The organism is Labrys sp. LIt4, from assembly GCF_017813775.1.
GTDB classification, from domain to species: Bacteria; Pseudomonadota; Alphaproteobacteria; order Rhizobiales; family Labraceae; genus Labrys; species Labrys okinawensis_A.
The window spans coordinates 41952-66715 of the sequence record NZ_JAGIPY010000015.1 but is presented as its reverse complement, the minus strand read 5'-3'; the positions used below and the strand labels follow the sequence as shown (position 1 = coordinate 66715).

Sequence of the window (24764 nt, the reverse complement as noted above, 5' to 3'; positions counted from 1 at the left end):
CGACGGATATTCGGCGATCCGCGTTCAGTTTCGGTTCAGCCGCGATCGGGATGATGGCGGCCCAATCAAAAGAGGTCGCGATGCTCCTGCGCAAAAAATTGATCCGTCTGGCTGGTACGCTGATGCTCGCCGTTTCGCCCACGGCGATCGTGCTGGTGCAGACCGCGCTGGCGCAGGATGCCCAGGCGCCCACCACCGAAGCGCCCGCGCCGGGCGCCAAGCCCTCGGTCGAAGACATTCTGAAGCGCCACAAGAAGGGCGCCGGACAGGATGGCGAAGGCGCGCCGGCAAAACGGGCCGCGCCCGCCGAATCGCAGGACCAGGATGGCGGCGCTCCCGCCGCTAAACCGAAGCGGCAGAAGCCGAGCGACGAGCAGGGCGGCGCAGCGCCTGGTTCCGGCGCCGACGAAGCGCCCGCCGCCAAGCCCCGCCGCCAGAAGCCGGCTTCCGATGCGGCCGGCCAGGAAGCGCCCGGCGAATCAGCGCCCGGCGAAACGACCCCCGCCGCGAAGCCCAAACGCCAGAAGCCGAGCCCTGATGCCACTCAGGAAGCTCCCGGCAAGCCGACCGCCGAAGAGCCGGCGCGGGAGGCCCCGGGCGCAAAGCCCAAGCGCCAGAAGCCCGCGGCTCCCGGCGAGACCACCGGACAGGACGCGCCGGCAGCAAAGCCGAACGCTCCCGCCCAGCCCGATGCGGATCAAGGCGGCGACACCTCCCAACCGCGTGGCAAGCGCCGCGACCGCATGCAGGGCCAGCCCGGCACCGAGGGCACGCCGCAGGACCTCGATGACGGCCAGCCGCAGGATCGTCCTTTGGACGGCCGCCCCGGCGGTCGCAACCAGCTCCCCGGCCAGGGAGGAATTCCGCTCCCGGCCGACGGCACGCAACAGGGGCAGGAAAGCCGGCCGGGCCTTGCGCCTCCGCCGGGGAACGGCAGCCAGCAAGGCCAGGGCCGCCCCCTGCAGGGGCGGGTCGATCAGGCGGCGGAGCAGCGCGCCATCGGCCTTCTGGGCGACACCACGCCGCCTGACCGCCTCAATGACCAGCAATTGCGCCAGCGCCTCAACGTCTATCGCTCGGCTCTAGCTGCCGGAAACCTGTCGGAAGCCACAGAACAGGCCCTGATCCAGCGCCTGAACGGTGCGCGCGCCGCCCTGCGCAACCGCGTGGCGGACCAGGAATATGGCGGCGGGCAGCAACAGGACCAGAACGGGCGCGGTTCGCCCTTCGGCCGGTCGCAGTTCCGCCAGGATTCGCCCCGTCCCCAGGACATCCCCGCCATCCTGGCGGACCGGCGCCCCTCCAACGTGCTGACCGTCGACCAGCTCAACCGGCGCATCCTGGTCTATCGCGATGCCGCCAACGACCAGCGCTACAGCCCCGAAGACCGCGAGGCCTTCGCCCAATATCTGCGGGACGACCGCAACGACCTGCGCCGTCGCCTGTTGAGCGACCGCGGCCAGCGCACCGATCGGCTGCGGCGCTATGAGGGCGACGAGCGCTTCGACATGGACATCAATCCGCGCGGGCAGCGCTATCAGAGCGTCTGGGCTGCGGAGGTCGACGACGACCAGATCGAGCAGCAATTCGCGGCCCGTCCGCTCAGGCCCCTGCCGCGACGCTGGGCGCGGTCCGAATTCCTTGCCCAGCCAGAAGCGATCATGGAACAGCCCGCCATCCGCCAGTCCATCCCCAGCGTCGAGCTGGACACCATCCGTTTCGGCTTCAACGAATCATTCCTGCGCGAGGAGGAGATCGCCAATCTCGACCGCATCGGCCGCATCATCGAGCGTATCGTGGCCGCCCATCCCGATGAGGTCTTCGTGATCGAGGGCAATACGGACGCGGTGGGCGACGATGCCTATAATCTGCGCCTGTCCAAGGAGCGGGCCGAGGCGGTGAAGCAGGCCCTGACGCAATATTACGTGATCTCGCCCGACAATCTGGTCACGGCGGGCCTCGGCGAGCGCTATCTCAAGATCCCGACGCCCGAGCCCGAGCAGGAGAATCGCCGCGTGACCCTGCGCCGGATCACGCCCCTGCTGGAGAAATAGGAGAAGTCATCCCGGACGCGCCGCAGCACGAAGTGGTGCGGTGCAGATCCGGTACCGCAAGACCGGAAGACTCCGTTCGGTACGGCGCGCGCCTGCGGTTCGGCTTTGCATGCTGTACCGCAGGCGGGATGATCGCATGCCCATCCTTTCGCTTGCCATCCTCGGCCCTTTCGCTTAAATCCCGCGGCGCGGTGGCCGCAGGTCCCCGCATCTCCTCGCCTCATGCAAACAGCCACGGCCGGGACCGTATCCTGGCCCGCTTTTGTGCGGCGTCCCTCATCGAGAGCGTCTTACCAACGTTCGAGAGTTCATCGGAGCCTAGTGGCCGTATGTCCGGCAGCCCGCGTCCCCGTCTTGTCATGAAGTTTGGCGGCACCTCTGTCGCCAATGTCGAGCGCATCAAGAATGTGGCGCAGCATGTCAAACGCGAGGTCGCCGCCGGCTACGACGTCGCGGTGGTGGTCTCCGCCATGTCCGGCAAGACGAACGAACTGGTGGCCTGGTGCAACGAGGCTTCGCCGCTGTACGACCAGCGCGAATACGACACCATCGTCGCTTCCGGCGAACAGGTGACCTCGGGCCTGCTCGCGCTGACGCTCAGCAGCATCGGCATCAAGGCCCGTTCCTGGCAGGGTTGGCAGGTGCCGATCGAGACCTCGGCGGCCCATGGTTCCGCACGCATATCGGCGATCCCCTCCAAGAATCTCGATGACGGCTTCGCCGCCGGGGAGGTCGCGGTGATTTCCGGCTTCCAGGGCATCGAGCCCCTGAGCGGGCGCATCACCACGCTGGGGCGCGGCGGTTCGGACACCTCCGCCGTCGCCATCGCCGGCGCGATCGGCGCCGAACGCTGCGACATCTACACCGATGTCGACGGCGTCTACACCACCGACCCGCGCATCGTGCCGAAGGCTCAGCGCATGGACCGCATCGCCTTCGAGGAAATGCTGGAAATGGCCTCCCTCGGCGCCAAGGTGCTGCAGGTGCGCTCGGTGGAGCTTGCCATGGTCCACAAGGTGAAGACCTATGTAAGATCGTCCTTCGACGATCCCGAAAACCCCAATCCCGGAACCCTGATCTGCGACGAGGAAGACATCATGGAACAGCAGGTTGTGACCGGCATCGCCTATTCGAAGGATGAAGCGCAGATCACCCTGCGTGACGTGGCCGACCGTCCGGGTGTCGCCGCCGCCATCTTCGTGCCCCTGGCTGACGCCAACATCAATGTCGACATGATCGTGCAGAACATCTCGGCCGACGGGGCGTCCACCGACATCACCTTCACGGTGCCGCAGGCCGAGTTCCAGCGCGCCAAGGACGTGATCGACAAGGCGCGCAAGGACGTGGTGTGCGACAATGTCGAGACCAATATGGACGTCTCGAAGATTTCGGTGATCGGCATCGGCATGCGCAGCCATGCCGGCGTGGCGGCAACCTGTTTTCAGGCCCTCGCCGGCCGCGGCATCAACATCCGCGCCATCACCACGTCCGAGATCAAGATTTCCGTGCTGATCGATGCGGCCTATACCGAACTGGCGGTACGCACGCTCCACACGCTCTACGGGCTCGACAAGGCCTGAGCAACCGCGCCTTGTTCTGATGACGACGGCACAGCGCCCCGATGACGCAGTGCCCGGCAGAAACGGAAATACTTCTTTCAATTTCCGTGAAATCTTGCGACAGAACAAAAAGTTAGTGCGTGCTTCGTTTGGATTCTCGCGCGAGGCACGCCCCTATTCATTATCTGACCGGCCGCTTCGCCAGAACCGGCCGGCCCTCTGAGGCAGCGGACGGCCCCGGGTTCGCCGGGTCGCCGGACCTGTCGAGGACATGGAGGCATCGGATGCGTGGCGCGATCGGCGGCCCGCGCCTGCTCCTCAAGCGGCTCCGCGAAGTCATGGCGGAGCCTGTTTCGGCGCAGGAGAGGCTGGACAAGACCGTTGTCTTGATCGCCGCGAACATGGTCGCGGAGGTCTGCTCGGTCTATGTCCTGCGTACCGACGGCACGCTCGAACTCTATGCCACCGAAGGCCTCAATCCGAACGCGGTGCATTTGACCACCATGCGCAAGGGCGAAGGCCTGGTCGGCCTCGTCGCGAAGGAAGCCGAGCCGGTCACCACCTCGGACGCGCAGCACCATCCCTCCTTCGCCTACAAGCCGGAGACGGGCGAAGAGATCTACAACGCCTTCCTCGGCGTGCCGATCCTGCGCGCCGGCGAGACGCTCGGCGTCCTGGTCGTGCAGAACAAGGCCCAGCGCGCCTATTCGGAAGAAGAGATCGAAGCGCTCGCCACGGTCGCCATGGTGCTGGCCGAGATGATCGCCTCCGGCGAGCTCCAGGCCCTTGCCCGCCCGGGCGCCGACCTCGCCAGCCGCCGTGCCCTGCAGCTGACGGGCGCACCGCTTTCCGAAGGCGTCGGCCTCGGCCATGTCGTGCTGCACGAGCCGCGTGTGGTGGTGAAGACCCTGATCGCGGACGATGTCGGCCGCGAGACCGATCGCCTCGACAATGCCATCGTCGGCCTGCGCGATGCCATCGACACCATGCTCGACCGCGGCGATCTCGCCCGCGCCACCGAGACGCTCGACGTGCTCGAAGCCTACCGCATGTTCGCGCAGGACCGCGGCTGGATCACCAAGATGCGCGAGGTCATCGCCACCGGCGTCACCGCCGAGGCGGCGGTGCAGCGCGTGCAGTCCGATACGCGCGCCCGCATGCAGCGCGTCGCCGATCCGATCCTGCGCGAGCGCCTCTACGATCTCGACGATCTCGCCAACCGGCTGCTGCGCCAGCTCACAGGCGATGGGCACCACGTCTCCTCCGATTCCATGCCCAAGGATGCGGTGCTGGTGGCGCGTTCGATGGGCCCGGCGGCCCTGCTCGATTATTCACGCGACAATCTGCGCGGCCTCATTCTCGAAGAGGGCGGTCCGACCAGCCATGTCGCCATCGTGGCGCGGGCGCTCGGCATCCCCACCGTAGGCGAGGTCGAGGGCATTACCAGCCTGGTCGAACAGGGGGATGCCATCATCGTCGACGGCTCGGTCGGCGAAGTCCAGGTGCGCCCGGCCCCCGATGTCGAGCATGCCTATGCCGAGAAGGTGCGCTTCCGGGCTAAGCGCCAGGAGCAGTATCTCGCCCTGCGCCACAAGCCGAGCCGCACCCGTGATGGCTGCGACATCAAACTCTATATCAATGCCGGCCTCCTGGTCGACCTGCCGCACGTCAAGGAGAGCGGCGCCGACGGCATCGGACTGTTCCGCACCGAGCTGCAGTTCATGATCGCCTCGCAGTTCCCGCGCACGGGCGAACAATATGCCCTCTACAAGGCCGTGCTGGAGGCTGCCGGCGACCGGCCGGTGACCTTCCGCACCCTCGACATCGGCGGCGACAAGGTGCTGCCCTATATGCACCAGGTCGAGGAAGAAAATCCGGCGATGGGCTGGCGGGCCATTCGCCTCGGCCTCGACCGCCCCGGCCTGATGCGCTCGCAGCTGCGCGCCTTGCTGCAGGCCGCCGCCGGACGCGAGCTCAGGGTGATGTTCCCCATGATCTCGGCCTCCGAGGAGTTCGACCAGGCCCGCGAGGTGGTGGAGCGCGAGATCACCTTCCTGCGCCGCCACGGCAAGCCCCTGCCCGATCTCGTCAAGCTCGGCGCCATGGTGGAAGTGCCGAGCCTGCTGTTCCAGCTCGACGAGATCCTGCAGCGCACCGACTTCCTGTCCGTCGGCTCGAACGATCTGTTCCAGTTCCTCTATGCGGTCGACCGCGGCAATGCCCGCGTGGCGGGCCGCTTCGACACGCTCTCCCCCTCGGTGATGCGCGCCCTGAAGATGATCGCCGACAAATCCAACGCAGCCGGCGTGCCGGTGACGCTGTGCGGGGAACTGGCCTCCAAGCCGCTGGAGGCATTGGCCCTGATCGGCCTCGGCTTCCGGCAATTGTCGATGACGCCGTCTGCGATCGGCCCGGTCAAGGCCATGCTGCTCGAGATCGAAGCGGCCGAGATCACCGAACTCGTCGATCACCATCTCAAGCCGGAAGCGGACAGGCCGTTGCGCCTTGCTCTCAGGGAATTCGCCGCCGAGCGCGGCATTCCATTATAGCGAGGCTGGCCCGGGAGCGCGGACGGCCCCGTCCGCTTTTCATCCCATGCGCAGTTTCCAAAATGCGGACAGGATGTCCGCGCTCCGACAATCCCAGGACTACCCCATGCTTCCCCTCGACCGCCTTGATGCCCTGCTTCGCCGTCGCGATTTCGTCGAGGCCGAACTCGCCTCCGGCCCCGACGCCGATGCCTATGTGGCCCTGGCGCGCGAACTCGCCGAGCTCGATCCCGTCGCCGCGCTCATCCGCGAATGGCAAGGCGCGCAAGATGAATTGAAGGGGGTCGAAGCCATCATCGCCGAACCGGCCATGGCCGGCGAGATGGCCGAGATGGCGGAGGAGGAGCGCAAGACCCTGCTCGAGCGCCTCGGGGAGCTGGAGACGGCGATCAAACTGGCTTTGCTGCCCAAGGATGCCGCCGACGAAAAATCCGCCATTCTGGAAGTGCGCGCCGGCACCGGCGGCGACGAAGCTTCGCTCTTCGCCGGCGATCTCCTGCGCATGTATATGCGCTATGCCGATCTTCAGGGGTGGAAGACGGAGATCCTGTCCGAATCCGAAGGCACCATGGGAGGCTACAAGGAAGTCGCGCTGGCCATCAGGGGCAAGGGCGTGTTCGCCAAGCTGAAATTCGAATCCGGCGTGCACCGGGTGCAGCGCGTGCCGGTGACGGAAGCGGGCGGGCGCATCCACACCTCGGCCGCCACCGTCGCAGTGCTGCCCGAGGCCGAGGAGGTCGACATCGCCATCGAGGAGAAGGACCTCAAGGTCGATGTCTTCAGAGCCTCCGGCGCGGGCGGCCAGCACGTCAACACCACCGACAGCGCCGTGCGCATCACCCACCTGCCCACCGGGATCGCCGTGGCGGTGCAGGCCGAACGCTCCCAGCACAAGAACCGGGCGCAGGCCATGGCGATGCTGCGCGCACGCCTCTACGAGGCCGAGCGCGAGCGCGTCGACAGTGCCCGCGCTGCCGACCGGCGCGACCAGGTCGGCTCGGGCGACCGTTCCGAACGCATCCGTACCTATAATTTCCCGCAAGGACGCCTGACCGATCACCGCATCGGCCTCACCCTCTACAAGCTCGATCAGATCATCGCCGGTGATGCCCTCAACGAGGTGATCGACGCGCTGGTGACCGAGAATCAGGCCAGGCTGCTCGCCGCCAGCGAGGCCCGCGCGTGAGCGGAAAGCCTGGCTCGCTCGGGAACCACCCCGGCTGGGACCGCGGACGTCCGGTCCACCTCTTCCCTGCCATATGCGCGGTGCTTCCAGGAGCGGGCGGGACGTCCGCGGTCCCAGCCGGGGCGTTCTCATGACCACGCTCGGCGGCCTTTATCGCGAGCTTCTCGCCGCTTTCCGCATAGCCGATCTTCCCACCCCCGAGCTCGATGCCCGCTGGCTGGTCGCCGAAGCCACGAGCCTGCGGCCGACCGCGATCACCCTGTCTCCCGACAGCCCGGTGACGGCAGAGGCGGCGGCAAAAGCCCGTTCCTTCGCTGCCAGGCGCCTCGGCGGAGAGCCGGTGGACCGTATCCTCGGGCATCGCGCATTCTGGAGCCTGGAATTCCGCCTGGGTCCGGCGACATTGTCACCCCGACCGGATACCGAGACCATCGTCGAGACCTGCCTTGCCTTGCTGGCCGAGAGGGATGCAGCCTATCGCCTGCTCGATCTCGGCACCGGCACCGGCGCCATCCTGATCGCCCTGCTTCATGAAAGACCCGGGGCAAGCGGGATCGGCATCGATCAGGCGGCCGATGCCCTGAGCCTCGCAGCCCTGAATGCCGCCGACAATGGCGTTGCCGGGCGAGCCCATTTCCAGCTGGGGAACTGGATGGAGGGGCTGGAAGGCGAATTCGATCTCATCGTCTCCAATCCGCCCTATATTCCCTCCGCCGACATTGCCGGGCTGGAACGGGAGGTGCGCGAGCATGATCCCGTGCTCGCGCTCGACGGCGGCACGGACGGCCTCGACGCCTATCGTGCCATCGCCAGCGGCGCGCCCCGCCTGCTGCGCCCCGGCGGGCTGCTGGTCTTCGAGCTCGGCATCGGCCAGGAAGAGGCGGTGGCGGAACTGATGCGCCATGCGGGCTTCGAGATGCTCGGCCCGGCGCGACAAGATCTCGGCGGCATTCCCCGCGCCTTGGCAGGCAAACGGCCGGGTTGACGTCTTCCTCCGGGCCCGGGCACGTCTTCTCCGCATCTTTCTCCCCTGCCGGCGCAAGGCTTCGAAGAGCGGACGGGGCCTCCGCGGATCCGGAAAAGAAAAACCCCGCCGAAGCGGGGTTTTCCGTATGTCTGATCGGGAAAGCGCCTCAGGCGGCCTCTTCCTCCTCGGCAGCCTCGTCGAAGTCCGCCTCGGCTTCCTTGGCGCCACCGCGCTTCGGACCCTTGGCAAGGTTGGCTTCGATCACCTTCACGGCCTCGGAATCGATGAGGTCGTCGACGGCGGCGAGCTCGCGCGCCATGCGATCGAGAGCCGCTTCATAGAGCTGACGCTCGGAATAGGACTGCTCGGGCTGAGCATCGGAGCGGTAGAGATCGCGCACGACCTCGGCAATGGCGATCAGGTCGCCCGAATTGATCTTGGCTTCGTATTCCTGCGCACGGCGCGACCACATGGTGCGCTTGATGCGGGCACGGCCCTTGAGCGTGTCGAGCGCCTTGGCGACCACGGCCGGCTCGGACAGCTTGCGCATGCCGACGGAAGCGATCTTGGTGGTAGGCACGCGCAGCGTCATCTTATCCTTGGAGAAGGAAATCACGAACAGCTCAAGCTTGAAACCGGCTACTTCCTGCTCGTCGATCGACACGATTTTGCCGACGCCATGCGAGGGGTACACAATGCTCTCGCCCGTCTTGAAACCCTGCTTCGTGGACGTCTTCTTCGCTGTCGTCATGACGCTTCAACGCTCCTATCATTGGCGGATGCCGAACCGGCAGCCGCACCAAACCACGGGCAGGCTCGCGCCTGTTGCCGCAAACACCATTCGACAGTGAAACCAGGCCAAAGCTTCAAGAGCCGCCGCGAGGAACGTCGAACTGAAGGACGGTCAAAAATTCCATGTATCTATCGGCGCAATTTGCACCGACCGACTGAGGTCCCTTGAAGCTGGCACAAAAAAATTGCCCCTGTGCGGAGCAGCGGCGGGGTAACTCGGTCTCTCTCTTGACCATGCCCCGTATATATACCAAAAATCGGCAAAAATCAACGCTTTTACGCGCAAAAACGGCGCGGAAAGCGCCCGTTAAGGTTGATACCGCGCGGTTTTTGTGAATAGCCGCTATGCAAAAAGCGACGGGCATGCCCGCAGGCACCTCGACGGCGGCTTGCCCCCAAGGCCCTGAAAGCGGGCGGTGAGGCCGCCCGCGCAGTCGTGTCGAACCGGCTCGGATATGGCCCGGATCCAGCGGTTAGGCGTCGCCCTGGCCCGGTTCCGGCGAGAGCAGCGGCAGCTTGTCCGGCTTGCCGTCCCACTCCTTGGAATCAGGGAAGCTGTCGCGCTTGACGGTGATGTTGGGCCAGCTCTGCGCGAATTTGGCGTTCAGTTCGAGCCAGGCCTCCAGGCCCTTTTCGGTATCGGCCTTGATGGCATCCGCCGGACATTCGGGCTCACAGACACCGCAATCGATGCATTCGTCGGGATGGATGACGAGAAAATTCTCCCCCTCGTAGAAACAGTCCACCGGGCAGACTTCCACGCAGTCCATATATTTGCACTTGATGCAGTTCTCAGTGACCACGTAGGTCATGCCAGAAAATCCCGAAAGTTTATAATCTTGCTAAAACTGCCTAGCCGAACTGTGCCGACGGTTCAAGGCGCGCCTGCACAGAGCAGCCATTCGCGGCGGTAGAGGCTTGCCTGAGTTCACCACAGCCAAGACGCCCGGCCTGTCCTCTACCCGGCCTGTCCTGCGTCTCCGGCGCCCGGCCGAGGCGATAACAAGGCGAGCTTGCCCGGCCTGCCGTCCCACTGCCTGGCATCGGCCGCGGGCTCGCGCCGCACGGTGATCTCCGGCCAGAGATGGGCATACCGTGCGTTCAATTCAACCCAGGCCTCCAGCCCGCTCTCGGCACCGGAGCGGATGGCATCCGCCGGACAGGCCGGTTCGCAGATGCCGCAATCGATGCATAGCAAGGGGTCGATAACGAGCATGGTCTCGCCTTCCCGGAAGCAATCCACCGGGCACTCGGTCACGCAATCCATATATTTGCATCTGATGCAGTTCTCAGTGACCACGTAAGTCATGGCGGCCATTCCATTCAGGAGGGGTTCCTAATGGAATGGCCCGATATGGCGCGCCCAAGGCGCAATTGCGGTCACAAGAGATCGCGCGGGATTTTCTCATACCAGCGGCGCTCGGCCGCCATCTCGCCATTGGCCGAGGCCTTGAGTTCACCCTCCAGGATGAAATCGGTGGCGGTCGCCTGCATCGCGGTCTTCACCTCGATGCGGATCTGCCAGCCCTCGCGCCCCATCTGATAGCTCTCGGTGAGGCGGTAGCGCGCACTGAGAGGATCATCGCCCCTGACGGTCAGCTCGCGCCGGAGGCTGTGGGAGAGCGTGGTGTCGATCTCGTCGAAGCGCAGCACGCCCTCGCCGAACAGCCCGCCCTCCCCTTCCGTGACATAGGTCGCCGTGTCAGTGAGGAGGTCGAGCGAGGTGGTGCGCGCCATCCGTCCCTCTGCGACCTTGGTCGTCGGCGTACGGGCCGCGCTCAGCGCCGGTTCGAAGGCAATGACGACGTCATCCGCGCGGGCCCTGCGCACGGGCAGGGTTAACCGGCCGGGGCAGCGCAAGGTGAGCGTCACCGGCTCGGGTACCGGCCAGATCAGCGGCCAATAGGCCGTGGACAAGGCCAGCCTGAGGCGATGGCCCGGCGCGAGGGCATAGCCGCAATCGCTGAGCTTGAGACGGATGGGATGGAAGCGGCCGGGTACCAGGGCTTCGGGCTCGGCATGGCTGTCGCGATGGGTCAGGTTGAGCACCCCATAGGCGATACGGCGCGAGGAACCATCCGGGGCGACGTCGCAGAGCCGGGCGCAGAGCTGGGCTAGGGGCTTGTCGGAGGCGAGCTCCACCTCGATCTCCGGCGCGCCGAGCAATTCAAGCCGTTCGGTCAGGACCTCGCCATCGAAGCAGCAGGAGAAGGCATCGTCATGGCGCTGATCGGCCGGTTCCTCGCCGGCGACGCCGGTGCCCATCCATTCGCCTGCCGCCGCTCCCGTCCAGGCCGGCGAGGTGAAGGCGATTTCGCTGGCCCGGCCGGGCTCGGCCGCCAAGGCGCCCGGCGCCAGATGGACGGCCCTGGCGACGATCTCCGGCGACGGCCATGTCGTCTCGCCGACAAAGCGGCCGGGCACCGGATCGCGATGGCCCGGCGGTGTCCACTCCTCGACGAAGGCCCGCATCATCGGCTCGGCCATGATGCCGCGATCCACCCCCTTCAGCCAGTGATCCCACCAGCGCGTGGCCTCCTGCAGGAAGCCGATGGCCGGCCCCGGCACGCCGTCCTGCGGATAGATATGCGCCCAGGGCCCGATCAGGCCGAGCCTGGGCACGGTGAGCCCCTCGAGCAGGCGGGGAATGGCATTGGTATAGGCATCGCCCCAGCCGCCGACAGCAAAGACGGGACATTGCACAGCCGAGAAATCCTCGCAAATCGAGCCGTGCCGCCAATAGGCGTCGCGCCTTTGATGCGCGAGCCAGAGCGCCGGGAAGAAGGGCAGATGATCGAGGCGATGCTGCCATTGCGCCCGCCAGGCCTCGCCGACCAGCGCCGGATCGGCCGGCCGGGCCTGATAGGCCAGCATGATCGAGCCCCACCACAGATTGTCGTTGAGCAGGGTGCCGCCCATGAAATGGATGTCGTCGGCATAACGGTCGTCGGTGGAGCAGACGGTGATGACGGCCTTGAGGGTCGGCGGGTTGAGCGCCGCGACCTGCAGGCAATTGAAGCCGCCCCAGCTCTTGCCCATCATGCCGACGGAACCCGTGCACCAGGGCTGGGCCGCCAGCCAGGCGATCACCTCGCAGGCGTCATCGAGTTCCCGCTGCAGATATTCATCCTCGAGCAGGCCGTCGGACTCGCCGCTGCCGCGCATGTCGACGCGGATGGCGGCATAGCCATTGGCCGCAAACCAGCCATGCATTGGCTCGTCCCGCCCGCGCGTGCCGTCGCGCTTGCGATAGGGAATATATTCGAGGATCGCCGGCACCGGCCTGGCTTCGGCATCCTCGGGCAGCCAGAGGCGCGCGGCCAGCCGAGTGCCGTCGGCAAGGGGAATGAAGAAATGTTCGATCGTGCGGACAGGGGACATTGGAAAATACTTCAAGAAAAACGAACGAAAAGGGCCGGTCCGAAGACCGGCCCTTTCAGCGAACCATTGGATCACGCCACCTTGCGGCTGGCGAGAATATTGTCGAGCCAATGCGTATCCATCTCCGGCACGGAGCTGATCAGCTTCTCCGTGTAGGGATGGAAGGGCGGTGCGAAGATATCCGCCGTGGGCCCCTGGGCGATGATCTCGCCCTTGAACATCACCGCCGTGCGATGGGCGATGCGGCGCACCGTGCCGAGATCGTGGGTGATGAAAATATAGGCGAGGCCGAGATCGTCCTGCAGCTTCTTGAGGAGCTTCAACACGTCCTCCGCCACCAGCGGGTCGAGAGCGGAAGTCGGCTCGTCGCAGATGATCACCTCCGGCTCGGCGGCCAATGCGCGCGCAATGCAGACGCGCTGCTTCTGGCCGCCTGAGAGCTGTCCGGGCCGGCGATCGGCGAACTCCTCGGGCAGGCCTACCTGGCGCAGCAATTCGAGCACGCGCTTGCGCACGTCTCCTGCAGAGCGGTTGAAATAGAAGCTCACCGGCCGCCCGATGATCTGGCCCAGGGTCTGGCGCGGATTGAGCGCGACGTCCGGCATCTGATGCACCATCTGCAGGCGCCGCAGGATGTCCTTGCTGCGCTGGGGCAGCGCAGGCGGCAGGGTCTTGCCGTTGAGCGAGACGTCACCTTCCCAGCGCGGCAGCAGGCCGACGACGATGCGCGCGATCGTGCTCTTGCCGGAGCCGGACTCGCCCACCACCGCCAGGGTCTCGCCCTTCGCAAGCTTGAACGAGGCATTCTTGACGATCGCAACCGGGCCGTAGCCGGCAGTGACGTTCGTCATGGAGAGTACCGGCTCGGCCCCCTCTGGCGGGGCGGTGAGCTGGAGATGCTCGGCCTCGCGGCGCTCATTCACCAGGGCGCGGGCATAATCGGTCCGCGGAGCCTCCAGCACTTGCTTGGCCTCGCCGACCTCGACGGTCTTGCCGTGGCGCAACACCATGATGCGGTGGGCGATCTGCGCCACCACGGCGAGGTCATGGGTGATGTAGAGGCCGGCCGTCCCGAATTCCCGGATGAGGTCGCGCAGCAGAGCGAGCACCTCGATCTGGGTGGTGACGTCGAGCGCCGTGGTGGGCTCGTCCAGCACGATCACATCGGGCCGGCAGCTCATCGCCATCGCGGCCATGGCACGCTGAAGCTGGCCACCCGAGACCTGATGCGGGTAGCGGTCGCCGATCGTGTCGGGATTGGGCAGCTGCAGGATGCGGAAGAGCTTGCGGGCATAGGCTTCCGCTTCCGGCCGCGTCATCACGCCATGCACGACCGGCGCCTCGCAGACCTGGTCCATCAGCGTCATGGCCGGGTTGAAGGAGGCGGCGGCGCTCTGAGCGATATAGGCGATGCTCTTGCCGCGGAAGTTGCGGCGCTGCGCGGCGGTGGAGGCGCGCAGTTCGGTGCCGTCGAGCTTGATCGAGCCGCCGGTGATGCGCATGCCGGCGCGGGCATAGGCCATCGACGCCAGGCCGATGGTGGATTTGCCGGCACCGGATTCGCCGATGAGGCCGAGGATCTCGCCCCGCCGCAGTGTCACATCGACATTGTCGACGAGAACCCGGCCGGTGATGGTCTCGACCTTGAGCTTTTCGAGCTCGAGGATCAGGTCGGAAGAGGTTTTGTTATCTGCCATCTCAGCCCCCTTACATTTCCGCCTGCGCGCCGGACGGGCGGGCATCGATCGACAGGAACCAATCGACCACAAGATTGATGCCGATGGTGAGGAGAGCGATGGCGGCAGCAGGATAGAGCGCCGCCGCCCGCCCGAGCTTGAGGCTGGTGATGTTGTCGCGCACCATGCCGCCCCAGTCCGCATATGGCAGGGGCACGCCGAGGCCGATGAAGCTCAGCGCGGCGATGAACAGAAAGTTGAAGCAGAAGCGCAGGCCGAATTCCGACATCAGGGGAGCGGCGGCATTGGGCAGGATCTCGCGCCAGACCACCCACCAGATGCCCTCGCCGCGCAGCCTGGCCACCTCGACGAAATCGAGCGAGGCGAGATTCATGCCGAGCGCGCGGGCGAGGCGATAGACGCGGCTAGAGTCGAGGAAGGCGATGGTCAGCACCAGCGACGTCAGGGTCTGGCCGAAGATCGACAGGATGATCAGGGCCCAGATCAGCAGCGGCACCGACATCACGATGTCGACGGTGCGCGAAAGCACGGCATCGATCCAGCGCCCGGTCACAGCGGCCACCAGACCGAGCGTGATGCCGATGGCGAAGGACAGGATGGTGGTGACGAGTGCGATACCGATGGTGAGGCGGGCACCGTAGATCAGGCGCGTGAGCATGTCGCGGCCGATCTGGTCGGTTCCCAGCCAGCTCGTCGCTGAAATCGTCGCCCAGGTCTTGCCGACGGTCTGCGTCTCCGAATAGGGCGCAAGCCAGGGACCGGCGACCGCGATGACCACGTTGAGCGCAATGATAAACAGGCCGATGACGGCGGTGAGCGGCGCCTTGTGTCCGAAAATGACCATGCTGCTCTCCTACCGGGGATGCCGCAGACGCGGATTGAGGATGATCGCCAGCACGTCGGCAATCGTATTGAGGATGATGAACACGGCCGCAAACAGGATGCCGCACGCCAGAATCGCCGGCACGTCACGCTTGGTCACTGCGTCGATCATGTATTGGCCGACGCCGGGATAGGTGAACACTTTCTCGATCACGACCACGCCGACCACGAGATAGGCGATGTTCAGCGCCACCACCGAAATGATCGGCGAGGCCGCGTTCGGCAGCGCGTGCTTGGTGACGACGCGGGCACGCGTCAGGCCCTTGAGGAAGCCCATTTCGACATAGGGCGTCGACATGATCGACAGCACCGAATTGCGTGTCATGCGCATCATATGGGCGGTGACCAGGCAGGTCAGCGCCACCGCCGGCAGGAAGGTCACGTAAAGGCGGGTGAAGAAGCCCATGTCGGGATGGACGGCCGCCAGCGGCGGAAACCAGCGCCAATAACCGGCAAAGAGCAGGATCAGCACGCCGCCGATGAAGAACTCCGGCAGCGAGATGGCGATCAGCGCCAGCACATTGGCGGCCCTGTCAGCCAGACGCCCTTCGGTGATGGCGCAGGTGATGCCGGTGATCACCGCGAGCGGTACGGCGATCACAGCGGCATAGCAGGCCAGGAACAGCGTGTTGGTGAAGCGCGGCCACAGATCGTTCACGATGACGTTCTGGTTGGTATAGGACCGGCCGAAATCGAAATGGGTGATGATGTTCCACAGCCAGCTCAGATAACGCTGCCAGGCCGGCACATCGAGGCCGATGCTGCGTTCGAAAGCGGCCTTGGTTTCCGCCGTTGCAGCCTGGCCGAGTACGGCATCCGCCGCATTTCCCTGCAGATTGAGGGTTAGAATAAACAGAATGAGGGAGATTGCGAAGAGCGTCGCCACCCCCTGGACGATGCGCCAACCAATAAGACGTCCCACAATGTGCCCTTTCGACCTGTTGCCGACGGAGGCCGGGCACGCTGCAGTTCCCCCCGCGCGCGCCCGTCATTCCGCAGTTTGAAAGGTAGGGGGCGAGACGCCTCACGCGTGTCGCCCCCAAGAGTTCTCAGGCGAACCAGCCCTTTTCGGCGACACGCTGGTCGCACATGTCGTAGCGCGGGTGCGGAGCCGTTCCCATGATCTTCTTGGAGTAGGCATCGAGATAGTCGCCGACCGCGTAGCAGACCATGCCGCCATCGTCGTGGATCATCTTCTGGCATTCGGCATAGATCTGAGCGCGCTTGGCTTCGTCGGTTTCGACGCGGGCGGAGATCAGGAGCTTGTCGAATTCCGGCCGCTTCCAATGGGTGTCGTTCCAATTGGCGGTGGACAGGAAGGTCTGGGAGAGCTGCAGATCGATATTGGGACGGCCGCCCCAATAGACAGCGCAGAACGGCTCCTTCAGCCAGATGTTCGACCAGTAGCCATCGCCCGAAACGCGCGTGACCGTGAGGTCGATGCCCGCCTGCTTCATGGCTTCCTGGTAGAGCAGGCCCGCATCGGTCGCGCCATTATAGGCACCTTCCGAAACCTTGAGCTCCAGCTTGGGGCTGCCGGCCTTCTTGTAGTGGAAAGCCGCCTTCTCCGGATCGTAGGGCGTCTGCGGCACATCCTTGGCATAGTATTTGTGCGACGGGCTGATGGTGGTGTCGTTGCCGACGGTGGCATAGCCCTGATAGACGGTGTCGACGATCTTCTTGCGGTCCATGCCATATTTCAGCGCCCAGCGCAGGTCGGCATTGGTATAGGGATCGGTGTCACACAGCGCCACGAAGGCGAAGCGGTTGCCGGTGCCCTTGCTCTGCACCACGCTGACGTCGGGCGAGGAGGTCACGATGTCCATGGTCTTGGCGTCGAGACGGTTGATGGCATCGACCTGGCCCGAAATCAGGGCCTGCAGGCGCGACGCTTGATCCTGGATGTATTGCAGCTCGATCCCGTCGAAATTGCCGCGGCCGGGCTTCCAGTAATTGCCGGTGTTCTTGGTGACCACGCGCACGCCGGGCTCGAACACTTCGAGCTTGTAGGCGCCGGTGCCGACCAGCTTGGAGAAGTCGCTGTAGCCGTTGGGCACGCACAGGACGTGATAGTCGGAAAGGTTGTAGGGCAGGTCGAGATTGCCCTCGGACAAGGTGATCTGGATCTGGTTGGCGCTGAGCTTCTTGACGTCGGTGATCGAGCTCAGCAGATCCTTCGCGGCCGATTTGGTATCGCCGCGATGCAGGTTGATCGAATAGATCGCATCATCGGCGTCGAGCGTCTTGCCATTATGGAAGGTGACGTCCTTACGGATGTTGAAGATCCATTCCTTGGCGCCGGGCTTGTATTCCCAGCTTTCGAACAACTCGCCCTTGGGCAGGCCGTCATCGCCGATTTCGACGAAGCCGTTGCAGATCTGGTAGCCGTAGGAGATCGGCACGGAATCGGCATAGGTGCGCGGATCGAGACTGTCGGAGGCCGAACCGCCCTCCATGCCCAGCTTCAAGGTGCCGCCTTTCTTGGGGGTGTCGGCCGCCAGGGCCGACCCGCCGAGCGCTCCCAACCCGCCGAGGCTCAGGCCGAGCGCCGCGGCGCTCTTCATCAATTCGCGGCGGTCGAGAATGAGACCCGACCCTTGCTGCGTGAAGTTCTTACCCGTCATGTCAATGTTCCCTGCGGCTCGCCTGATGGAATTTGCGCTCGTTGCCCGAGCGTTCGACCTGCCCACTATCGTGTCCTGCAAGCCGCTGTGCAAGAGACCTACAAACGACATCAAATGACAGCAGGGCGACGTTCCTTCATTTTCGTGAAGCTTGAATCAGATGGGATTTGGAGATTTGAGCGTGAGGTAAAGCCGGAATTTCACCGGAGACGATCGATTTTCTGCCATTCCGGGCAAAAAACGAAATCCCCGGCCGTAGGCCGGGGATCGCATCCGTGTCGTACAGTCAGGCTCAGCTGTGATAGGCGCGTTCACCATGTTCGACGATATCGAGGCCTTCGGCCTCCGTCTGGCGGTCGACACGCAGGCCGACGACGAGGTCGACCAGCTTGAACAGGATCGCCGAACCGATGCCCGTCATCGCCACGGTGAAGGCAACCGCCTCGACCTGCACCCAGAGCTGGCTGCCCATCGTCACGCCTTCGGCATAGCCGACGCCGCCCAGCGAAGGCGAAGCCAGCACGCCGGTACCGAGAGCGCCGAGGATGCCACCGATGCCATGCACGCCGAACACGTCGAGGCTGTCGTCATAGCCGAAGGCATTCTTCACGGTCGTCACGAAGAAGAAGCAGACGATGCCGGCGATGAAGCCGAGCGCGATGGCGCCGGCCGGGCCGACGAAGCCGGCTGCGGGCGTCACGGCCACCAGGCCGGCGACCGCGCCGGAGACGGCGCCCAGCATCGAGGGCTTGCCATGGGTGAGCCATTCGATCAGCGACCAGCCGAGGATCGCGCCGGCCGTGGCGACGAAGGTGGTCATCATGGCAAGGCCCGCGCTGGCGCCCGCCGAGAGCGCCGAACCGGCGTTGAAGCCGAACCAGCCGACCCACAGCAGGCCGGCGCCGACCCAGGAGAGGGTGAGCGAATGGGGCGGCATCTGCTCCTTGCCGAAGCCGGTGCGCTTGCCGATCATCAGGCAGCCCACCAGGCCGGCAACGCCGGCATTGATGTGCACGACGGTACCGCCGGCGAAATCGAAGGCGCCCAGCTTGAACAGCCAGCCCGTGGACTGCCACACCGAATGGGCGACCGGGATGTAGATGAAGGTGACCCAGAGCAGGCAGAACAGCACCACGGCGGAGAACTTCATGCGCTCGGCGAAGGCGCCGACGATGAGGGCGGGCGTGATCGCCGCGAAGGTCATCTGGAAGCAGACGAACACATATTCAGGAATGGTGCCGCTCAGCGTGTCCTTGGTGATGCCGGCGAGGAAGGCCTTGGAGAAGCCGCCGAAGAGCGGACCGCCATCGCTGAAAGCGAGGGTATAGCCATAGAACACCCAGATCACCATCACCACCGAGGCGACGATCAGCACCTGCATGAGGATGGACAGCATGTTCTTGGCACGCACCAGGCCGCCATAGAACAGGCCCAGGCCCGGCGCGATCATCATCAGCACCAGCGCGCAGGATACCAGCATCCAGGCCGTGTCGCCGGAATTCAGCGTCGGCGGCGGCGCTGCGGTCTGGGCGAGAGCGGGGCCCGCAAGCAGCCGGGCGCCCATGAGGGCCATGAAGGCGGATTTGAGGAAACGAAGGGAAGTCATCTGGAAAGGATCCTGTCTCATGGGAGTCGAGGGCATCGGCGGCGGGGGACCTAGAGCGCGTCGCCGTCGCGCTCGCCGGTGCGGATGCGCACCGCCGTTTCGATCGGCATCACGAAAATCTTGCCGTCGCCGATCTGGCCGGTCTTGGCGGCTGCGGTGATCGCGTCGATCACCTTGGCGACGAGTTCGCTCGGCACCGCGACCTCGATCTTCAGCTTGGGCAGGAAGCTCACCGCATATTCGGCGCCGCGATAGATCTCGGTATGCCCCTTCTGGCGGCCATACCCCTTCACCTCGGTCACGGTCAGACCGTGCACGCCCAGACCCGTGAGCGCATCGCGCACCTCCTCGAGCTTGAACGGCTTGATGATGGCCATCACTATTTTCATGTTGTCCTATCCCCTATGGCGCCTTGCGGTCTGGCGATGGCGCCAGGAGCCGCGAAGGCGCGTCAAAACAAAGAGTTGGAGCACTGAGCGTCTCGTTCGACACGCGCCTTGCTCCAGGGAACCGCGGCTCGGGTTCCGGATCGAGCTTCGCCGCAAGATGAGCAATCGGACGAAAGTCGCGTTGCGGTCGAACACGCTCTTTCAAGCCGCGTGCCAACTGCGAAACGACATGCTAAGATCATGAAAAATCACGACAAAAATTACCTCTGCTCAATGTGAGGGCCACTCGCTTGCCATGGTCTGCGCAAATTTTAGGCACAATGGCCGCCGTTGCGATATTTTCGAGCAATCTGCACGCGGCATTGGCTGATCCCTGCGCCGTCCCGGCGGAAGCCGGCGAGAATGTGACGATTGCCGGCAAGAGCGGTGACGGTCATATTCTGCTCGCGGACGGTCGCAGGATCCGGCTTGCGGGCGTGGATCTTGCCTCGCTGCGGCTGCCCGATCTTGCCGGCACCGTCGCGACCCTGGTGGGTTCGGCGACGCCAGACAGGCATGGCGCGTTGCGCGGAGCTCTCTATCTCGAGGGCCGCGACCTCGTGGCCGATCTCACCGCCCGCGGACTGGCGCGCATTCGACCTTCCGTTGGGGAAGAGGCGTGTTACACAGAATTAATGACTGCAGAAGACAATGCCCGTCGGGCTCGGCTTGGCCTCTGGGCCGAACCGGGCTATGCAGTCGCCGATGCGGTGACTCCCGAGGCCGTTGCCCGCCACGCCGACGGCTTCGTCATCGTGGCGGGACGCGTGCTGCATGTTGGAGTGACGAAGACGACCGTGTGGATCGATTTCGGCAAAATCTGGCGCGAAGACGTGACTTTGGCGATACCCGCCAAACAATGGCCACGTTTCGAGGCAACCGGTCTCACCGCCACTGCCCTCGAGGGCAGCTATGTCAGGGCCCGCGGCGTCGTGACGATGCGCGACGGGCCCCGCATCGAAATTACCGAGCCGGCGGCGATCGAACAGGTCGCGCCGGTGTCGCCGTAGGAGGAGTGGAAGCTGGACGAGATGCTGGGGGGCGCGGCAAGACAACCGAACTGGCGGTGGGTTTGTGCCCTGGCGCTCGCGCTCGGCCTGTCCTCTTGCGCCACCGTGGGCGACAACGAGGCGGGCGATCCTTCGCGCGCCACGCCGGCAGCCCTTCCCGCAGACGCTCCGCGCGTCATCGCTCCCCCCAACGCGGAGGACCGCGAAAGCGCCCGCGTCCTGGCTTCCTATGGCGGCGCCTATCGCAACGCCGCCCTGGAGCGCTATCTCGACGATCTCGTTCAGCGTCTCGCCGCCCAGTCCGATCGGCCCGACATTCCCTACAAGCTGACGGTGCTGAACGCCTCGTCGATCAATGCTTTCGCCCTGCCCTCCGGCCGGCTCTACGTGACACGCGGCCTGCTCGCGCTCGCCAATGACGATGCCGAAATTGCTGCCGTGATCGCCCATGAGATGGCGCATGTCTCCGCGCGCCATGCCGCCGCGCGCGCCGATCGCGAGCGTCAGTCCCTGGTCGTCTCCAAGGTGGCCAGCATGGTGCACAATCCCGGCCTGGTATCCTCGAGCCAGAACAGCCTGGCCAGCTTTTCGCGCCAGCAGGAGTTGAACGCCGACGAGATCGGCATCCGCACCATCGCCAAGGCCGGCTTCGATCCCTATGGCGCGGCGCGCTTCCTGACCTCGATGCGCCGGCAGGTGGAGGCGCGTTCGCGCCAGACCACGCCGGACTTCCTGTCGACCCATCCCTCCACGCCCGAACGCATCGCCAAGGCCAACACCGAGGCGGCCCAGTATGGCGCCCCCGGCTCGGGCGAGCATGACAAATTCCGCTATCTGTCGGTGATCGACGGGCTCACCTATGGCGAGGATCCCGCGCAAGGCTATGTGCAGGGCCGCATCTTCTGGCAGCCGCGCCTGGCCTTCACCTTCATCGCGCCGCCCAATTTCACCCTCGACAACACGCCGCAGGCCATTCTCGGCATCGATGGCAACGGCCGGGCGCTGCGTCTCGACACGGTCAAGACCAAGGATGGCCAGTCGCTGTCCGACTATCTCGCCTCCGGCTGGATCAGCGGCGTGGATACCTCCTCGGTTTCCACCCTGCGCATCAACGGCAACGAGGCGGCAACCGCCCTCGCCCGCGGCACGGACTGGAGCTTCCGCCTCTATGCCATCCGCTTCGGCAGCGACGTCTACCGCCTGATCCTGGCGGCGCGCGACCTCAATGCCGCGACCGACGCCCTGTTCCAGGAAACCGCCAACAGCTTCCGGCGCATGACCCCGGAAGAGCAGCGCAATGTACGCCCCGAGCATATCGATATCGTCACCGTGCGCTCGGGCGACACGCTGCAATCCCTGGCGGCCCGCATGGCCGGGCCGCAGGATCAGCTCGAGCGCTTCCTTGTGCTGAACGGCTTCGACGAAACCAGCCCGCTCAGGCCGGGCGACCGGGTCAAGGTCGTCACGCAGTAGCGGCGCGCGGCCTCATCCGAGCCGATAGAACGCCGCCGCATTGTCCCTGAACAGCTTGCGCCGCTCCGACGGCGAGCAGTCATGCACGATCTCGTCGACGACATGCACCCAGTCGGGATAGGTCCCCGCCAGTTCCAGCACATGCCAATCCGAGCCGAACATCACGCGCTCGAAGCCGAAGCTTTCTAGGGCATGCTCGACATAGGGCGTGATCTCCTGGCGGGTCCAGGTACGGTGATCGGCCTCCGTGCACACGCCGGAAATCTTGCAATGGACGTTGGGCAACGCGGCGAGCCGCTTCAAATCGGCACGCCAGGGGTCCATCTCGCCCGCCTTGATCGCCGGCTTGCCGATATGATCGAGCACGAAGCGGACATCCGGGCATTGCTGCACCATGCGGATCGCGTTCGGCAATTGGTGGTGCAGGATGCAGATGTCGAAGGAAAGATCATGGCGGGCCAGCAGCTTGAGGCCGGCCAGGAAATCGGGCCGCAGGCAGAAGTCCGGATCGGACTGGCCCTGGATCAGCCGCCGGATGCCTCGCAGGGGCTTGTGTTGGCGCAGTTGCTCGAGATCGGCCTCGACCGCCACCCCCTTTTCGAGCGGCAGGTTCGCCACCATGCCGCCCAGCCGCGGCTCGGCCGCCGCAAGCTCGCTGACCCAGGCGGCTTCGGCCAGATGCTGGCCGGCATCGACATCGACCTCCACGAAGACGAAACGCTCGACCTCGACCGGCTTGGCTGCAGCGAACACATCCGCCGGCTCAGCCTTGGAGCGCAGGCCGGTGATGCCCTGCGTCCAGGCATAGCCGAGACGTGCCGGATCGAGCAGATGAACGTGACTGTCGATGATGGGGTAGTCGAGCATGATGTCAGGGCCCGGATGGCGTTGATCGTTTTGATTGGCTTCAAGCTATTGCCTGACAAATAGACGGTCAACCAGCCGGAATGCCGGTCAGCCTCACCACCCCCGCGCCCGGATCGCATCCGCCAGCCGGGAGACGTCCGGGCCGCTCGGACGGTCTTCCTCCAGGCGCTCGACATGGGCGCGGACGAAATCGCGGATGCGGGCGGTGCCCTCGCCCAGCGTCACAGAGCCGCGCAGATCGATGCTCTGGGCCGCCACCACCAATTCGCAGGCCGCCAGCACCAGGAGGCGCTCCGCGCTCTCGCCCAGCTTGGTCACCGCTGCCGGCGCATTGGCGGCATGGTCCTCGACGCCATCGGCCGCATGCAGCAAGGCCAGGGTCGCCGGCTGCGCCCGTGCCCGGATCTCGCCTTCCAGCGCGCCGATCGCCTTCTGCAGCGTGGCAAAGCCGGTGCGGCTCTGGCCCATCGGCGTGAGAAAGCGCGGCTGGTCGGAATAGACGGGCGACATCAGCTTCAGGGCCCGCTGGGCGGAGATCGTCGCCGCATGGGAGAGGGCCTGCGAAAGCGCCTCGAAGCGCAGCGTGAAGCCGGTCATGTCGAAATTGCCGTTGGACACCAATTGCCCCTCGACGATCACCGGATTGTCGCCGGAATGGTTGAGTTCGAGCAGCACCATCGCCTCCGCCTCGGCGAAGGCGGTGCGCGCGGCGCCATGCACCGGCGCGACGCAGCGGAAGGACAACGGGTCCTGAACGCGCCGGCTCGCCTTGTTGTCGCCAAGCGGGCCGCCGGCCAGCAAGGCATAGATCATGCGGGCCGCCTCAAGCTGGCCGGGGGCCGGTCGGGCGGCATTCACGGCCTCCGACAGCGGCGTGATGTTGGCGCCGAAGGCTTCCATCGACAGGGCCGCGGCACGGTCGAGCGTATCGAGCGCCAGGCGCGCCTCGGCGAGCACCAGGGCACCGCGGCCGGTAGAGGCGGCATTGGCCACCACCAGCGCATGCCCGTCCTTCGGCCCGATCGGCACTGGCTGCAGCCCGGCGCGGCGCAAGGCCTCGGCGCCGTCCAGGCGTTCGCCACGATATTCGGCCTGACCTTCGCCGAGCAGTGCCAAGGCCATATGGGCAAGCGGCGCGAGGTCGGCGGCCCCGATCGAGCCGATCGTCGGCACGATGGGATGAAATCCGGCATTGAGGGCCGCGGCCAGCGCCTCGACCACCGCCAGGGATACCCCGGTCCGGCCGACGCTCATGCCGGCGATGCGGGCCGCCATCATGGCCCTGACCTCGGCGACCGGCATTTCGTCGCCCACCCCGACCGCGCGTGCAAAGGCGACGCGCCGCTGGAAGGCTGCGAGATCGTCAGCGGAAAGCCGGGTGTCGACGCCCGCGCCAAGCCCGGTGGTCAGCCCATAGACCGGCTTGTTCTCCGCGATGGCCTGCTCGATCACCGTGCGCGCCGCGCCGATGCGCTCACGCGCACGGCGCGACAACACGACCGGACGGCGGTCGGCGGCGATGGCGGCCAGCGCATCGATGGTCAGGGGCGCATCGCCGATCACCACGGTTTCGCCGGACATGCCTTGAACTCCTTCATCACCGTCGGTCCGCGCCATCGTTTGCGTGACCTCGCATCGCCAATCGCATAGAAGGAGTCGCATCTCCAAGGAAATGTGCATGCCGCGAGG

General features: G+C 65.5%; 19 protein-coding genes. 7 read left to right on the top strand and 12 right to left on the bottom strand.

Annotation, left to right across the window (positions count from 1 at the left end):
* Positions 1 to 80: 80 nt before the first annotated feature.
* The 5 genes from J8I29_RS23335 to prmC all read left to right on the top strand — a co-directional run bounded on the left by J8I29_RS23335 (position 81) and on the right by prmC (position 8333).
* A complete protein-coding gene (locus J8I29_RS23335) occupies positions 81 to 2054 on the top strand; it encodes an OmpA family protein (RefSeq protein ID WP_209433480.1) in 1974 nt (657 codons plus the stop codon).
* A gap of 329 nt (positions 2055 to 2383) precedes the next feature.
* Positions 2384 to 3634: an aspartate kinase gene (locus tag J8I29_RS23330; RefSeq protein WP_245197281.1), complete on the top strand. Its 1251-nt coding sequence runs from the start codon at positions 2384 to 2386 to the stop codon at positions 3632 to 3634.
* Positions 3635 to 3897: 263 nt separating this feature from the next.
* Positions 3898 to 6162, top strand: coding sequence for a phosphoenolpyruvate--protein phosphotransferase (gene ptsP, locus J8I29_RS23325; RefSeq protein WP_209433479.1), 2265 nt, complete (start codon positions 3898 to 3900; stop codon positions 6160 to 6162).
* Between the two features lie 106 nt (positions 6163 to 6268).
* On the top strand, positions 6269 to 7348 hold the full coding sequence (gene prfA / locus J8I29_RS23320; RefSeq protein ID WP_105865394.1) for a peptide chain release factor 1: 1080 nt from the start codon (positions 6269 to 6271) through the stop codon (positions 7346 to 7348).
* Between the two features lie 130 nt (positions 7349 to 7478).
* Entirely contained in the window at positions 7479 to 8333 is an 855-nt protein-coding gene (gene prmC, locus J8I29_RS23315) for a peptide chain release factor N(5)-glutamine methyltransferase (protein ID WP_209433478.1), read from the top strand.
* 148 nt (positions 8334 to 8481) lie between these two features.
* On the opposite strand, the gene J8I29_RS23310 is transcribed toward prmC, so the two are convergent.
* From J8I29_RS23310 to J8I29_RS23265, 10 genes are all read right to left on the bottom strand, one after another.
* Positions 8482 to 9066, bottom strand: coding sequence for a CarD family transcriptional regulator (locus J8I29_RS23310; RefSeq protein WP_105865396.1), 585 nt, complete (start codon positions 9064 to 9066; stop codon positions 8482 to 8484).
* A 514-nt stretch (positions 9067 to 9580) separates the two neighbouring features.
* Positions 9581 to 9919, bottom strand: coding sequence for a ferredoxin FdxA (gene fdxA, locus J8I29_RS23305; protein ID WP_105865397.1), 339 nt, complete (start codon positions 9917 to 9919; stop codon positions 9581 to 9583).
* 146 nt (positions 9920 to 10065) lie between these two features.
* Positions 10066 to 10416, bottom strand: a complete 351-nt coding sequence (gene fdxA / locus J8I29_RS23300; protein ID WP_209433477.1) for a ferredoxin FdxA — start codon at positions 10414 to 10416, stop codon at positions 10066 to 10068.
* Between the two features lie 71 nt (positions 10417 to 10487).
* Positions 10488 to 12488 (bottom strand): CocE/NonD family hydrolase, encoded by a 2001-nt coding sequence (locus J8I29_RS23295; protein WP_209433476.1) that lies wholly within the window; start codon positions 12486 to 12488, stop codon positions 10488 to 10490.
* A 71-nt stretch (positions 12489 to 12559) separates the two neighbouring features.
* Positions 12560 to 14185 (bottom strand): ABC transporter ATP-binding protein, encoded by a 1626-nt coding sequence (locus J8I29_RS23290; protein WP_105865399.1) that lies wholly within the window; start codon positions 14183 to 14185, stop codon positions 12560 to 12562.
* 10 nt (positions 14186 to 14195) lie between these two features.
* The gene (locus tag J8I29_RS23285; RefSeq protein WP_105865400.1) at positions 14196 to 15029 is read right to left on the bottom strand and encodes an ABC transporter permease; all 834 of its coding nucleotides are present in this window, start codon (positions 15027 to 15029) and stop codon (positions 14196 to 14198) included.
* 9 nt (positions 15030 to 15038) lie between these two features.
* The gene (locus tag J8I29_RS23280; RefSeq protein WP_105865401.1) at positions 15039 to 15989 is read right to left on the bottom strand and encodes an ABC transporter permease; all 951 of its coding nucleotides are present in this window, start codon (positions 15987 to 15989) and stop codon (positions 15039 to 15041) included.
* 127 nt (positions 15990 to 16116) lie between these two features.
* Positions 16117 to 17691 carry an ABC transporter substrate-binding protein gene (locus J8I29_RS23275; protein WP_181161369.1) on the bottom strand — a complete coding sequence of 525 codons (1575 nt, stop codon included), beginning with the start codon at positions 17689 to 17691 and terminating at the stop codon, positions 16117 to 16119.
* 292 nt (positions 17692 to 17983) lie between these two features.
* Complete coding sequence (locus tag J8I29_RS23270) at positions 17984 to 19297, bottom strand: ammonium transporter (protein WP_209433475.1); 1314 nt, start codon at positions 19295 to 19297, stop codon at positions 17984 to 17986.
* Positions 19298 to 19347: 50 nt separating this feature from the next.
* Positions 19348 to 19686, bottom strand: a complete 339-nt coding sequence (locus tag J8I29_RS23265) for a P-II family nitrogen regulator (protein WP_068293571.1) — start codon at positions 19684 to 19686, stop codon at positions 19348 to 19350.
* Between the two features lie 290 nt (positions 19687 to 19976).
* Here J8I29_RS23265 and J8I29_RS23260 point away from each other — a divergent pair, with 290 nt between their 5' ends.
* A complete protein-coding gene (locus tag J8I29_RS23260; protein ID WP_209433474.1) occupies positions 19977 to 20735 on the top strand; it encodes a thermonuclease family protein in 759 nt (252 codons plus the stop codon).
* Positions 20736 to 20756: 21 nt separating this feature from the next.
* Complete coding sequence (locus J8I29_RS23255; RefSeq protein WP_209433473.1) at positions 20757 to 22208, top strand: M48 family metalloprotease; 1452 nt, start codon at positions 20757 to 20759, stop codon at positions 22206 to 22208.
* 12 nt (positions 22209 to 22220) lie between these two features.
* Here the strand turns inward: J8I29_RS23255 and J8I29_RS23250 are convergent, their stop codons facing one another.
* Together J8I29_RS23250 and J8I29_RS23245 are read right to left on the bottom strand one after the other, a co-directional pair.
* Positions 22221 to 23075, bottom strand: coding sequence for an amidohydrolase family protein (locus J8I29_RS23250; RefSeq protein WP_209433472.1), 855 nt, complete (start codon positions 23073 to 23075; stop codon positions 22221 to 22223).
* A gap of 93 nt (positions 23076 to 23168) precedes the next feature.
* Positions 23169 to 24656, bottom strand: coding sequence for an aromatic amino acid lyase (locus tag J8I29_RS23245; RefSeq protein WP_209433471.1), 1488 nt, complete (start codon positions 24654 to 24656; stop codon positions 23169 to 23171).
* Between the last annotated feature and the right edge of the window lie 108 nt (positions 24657 to 24764).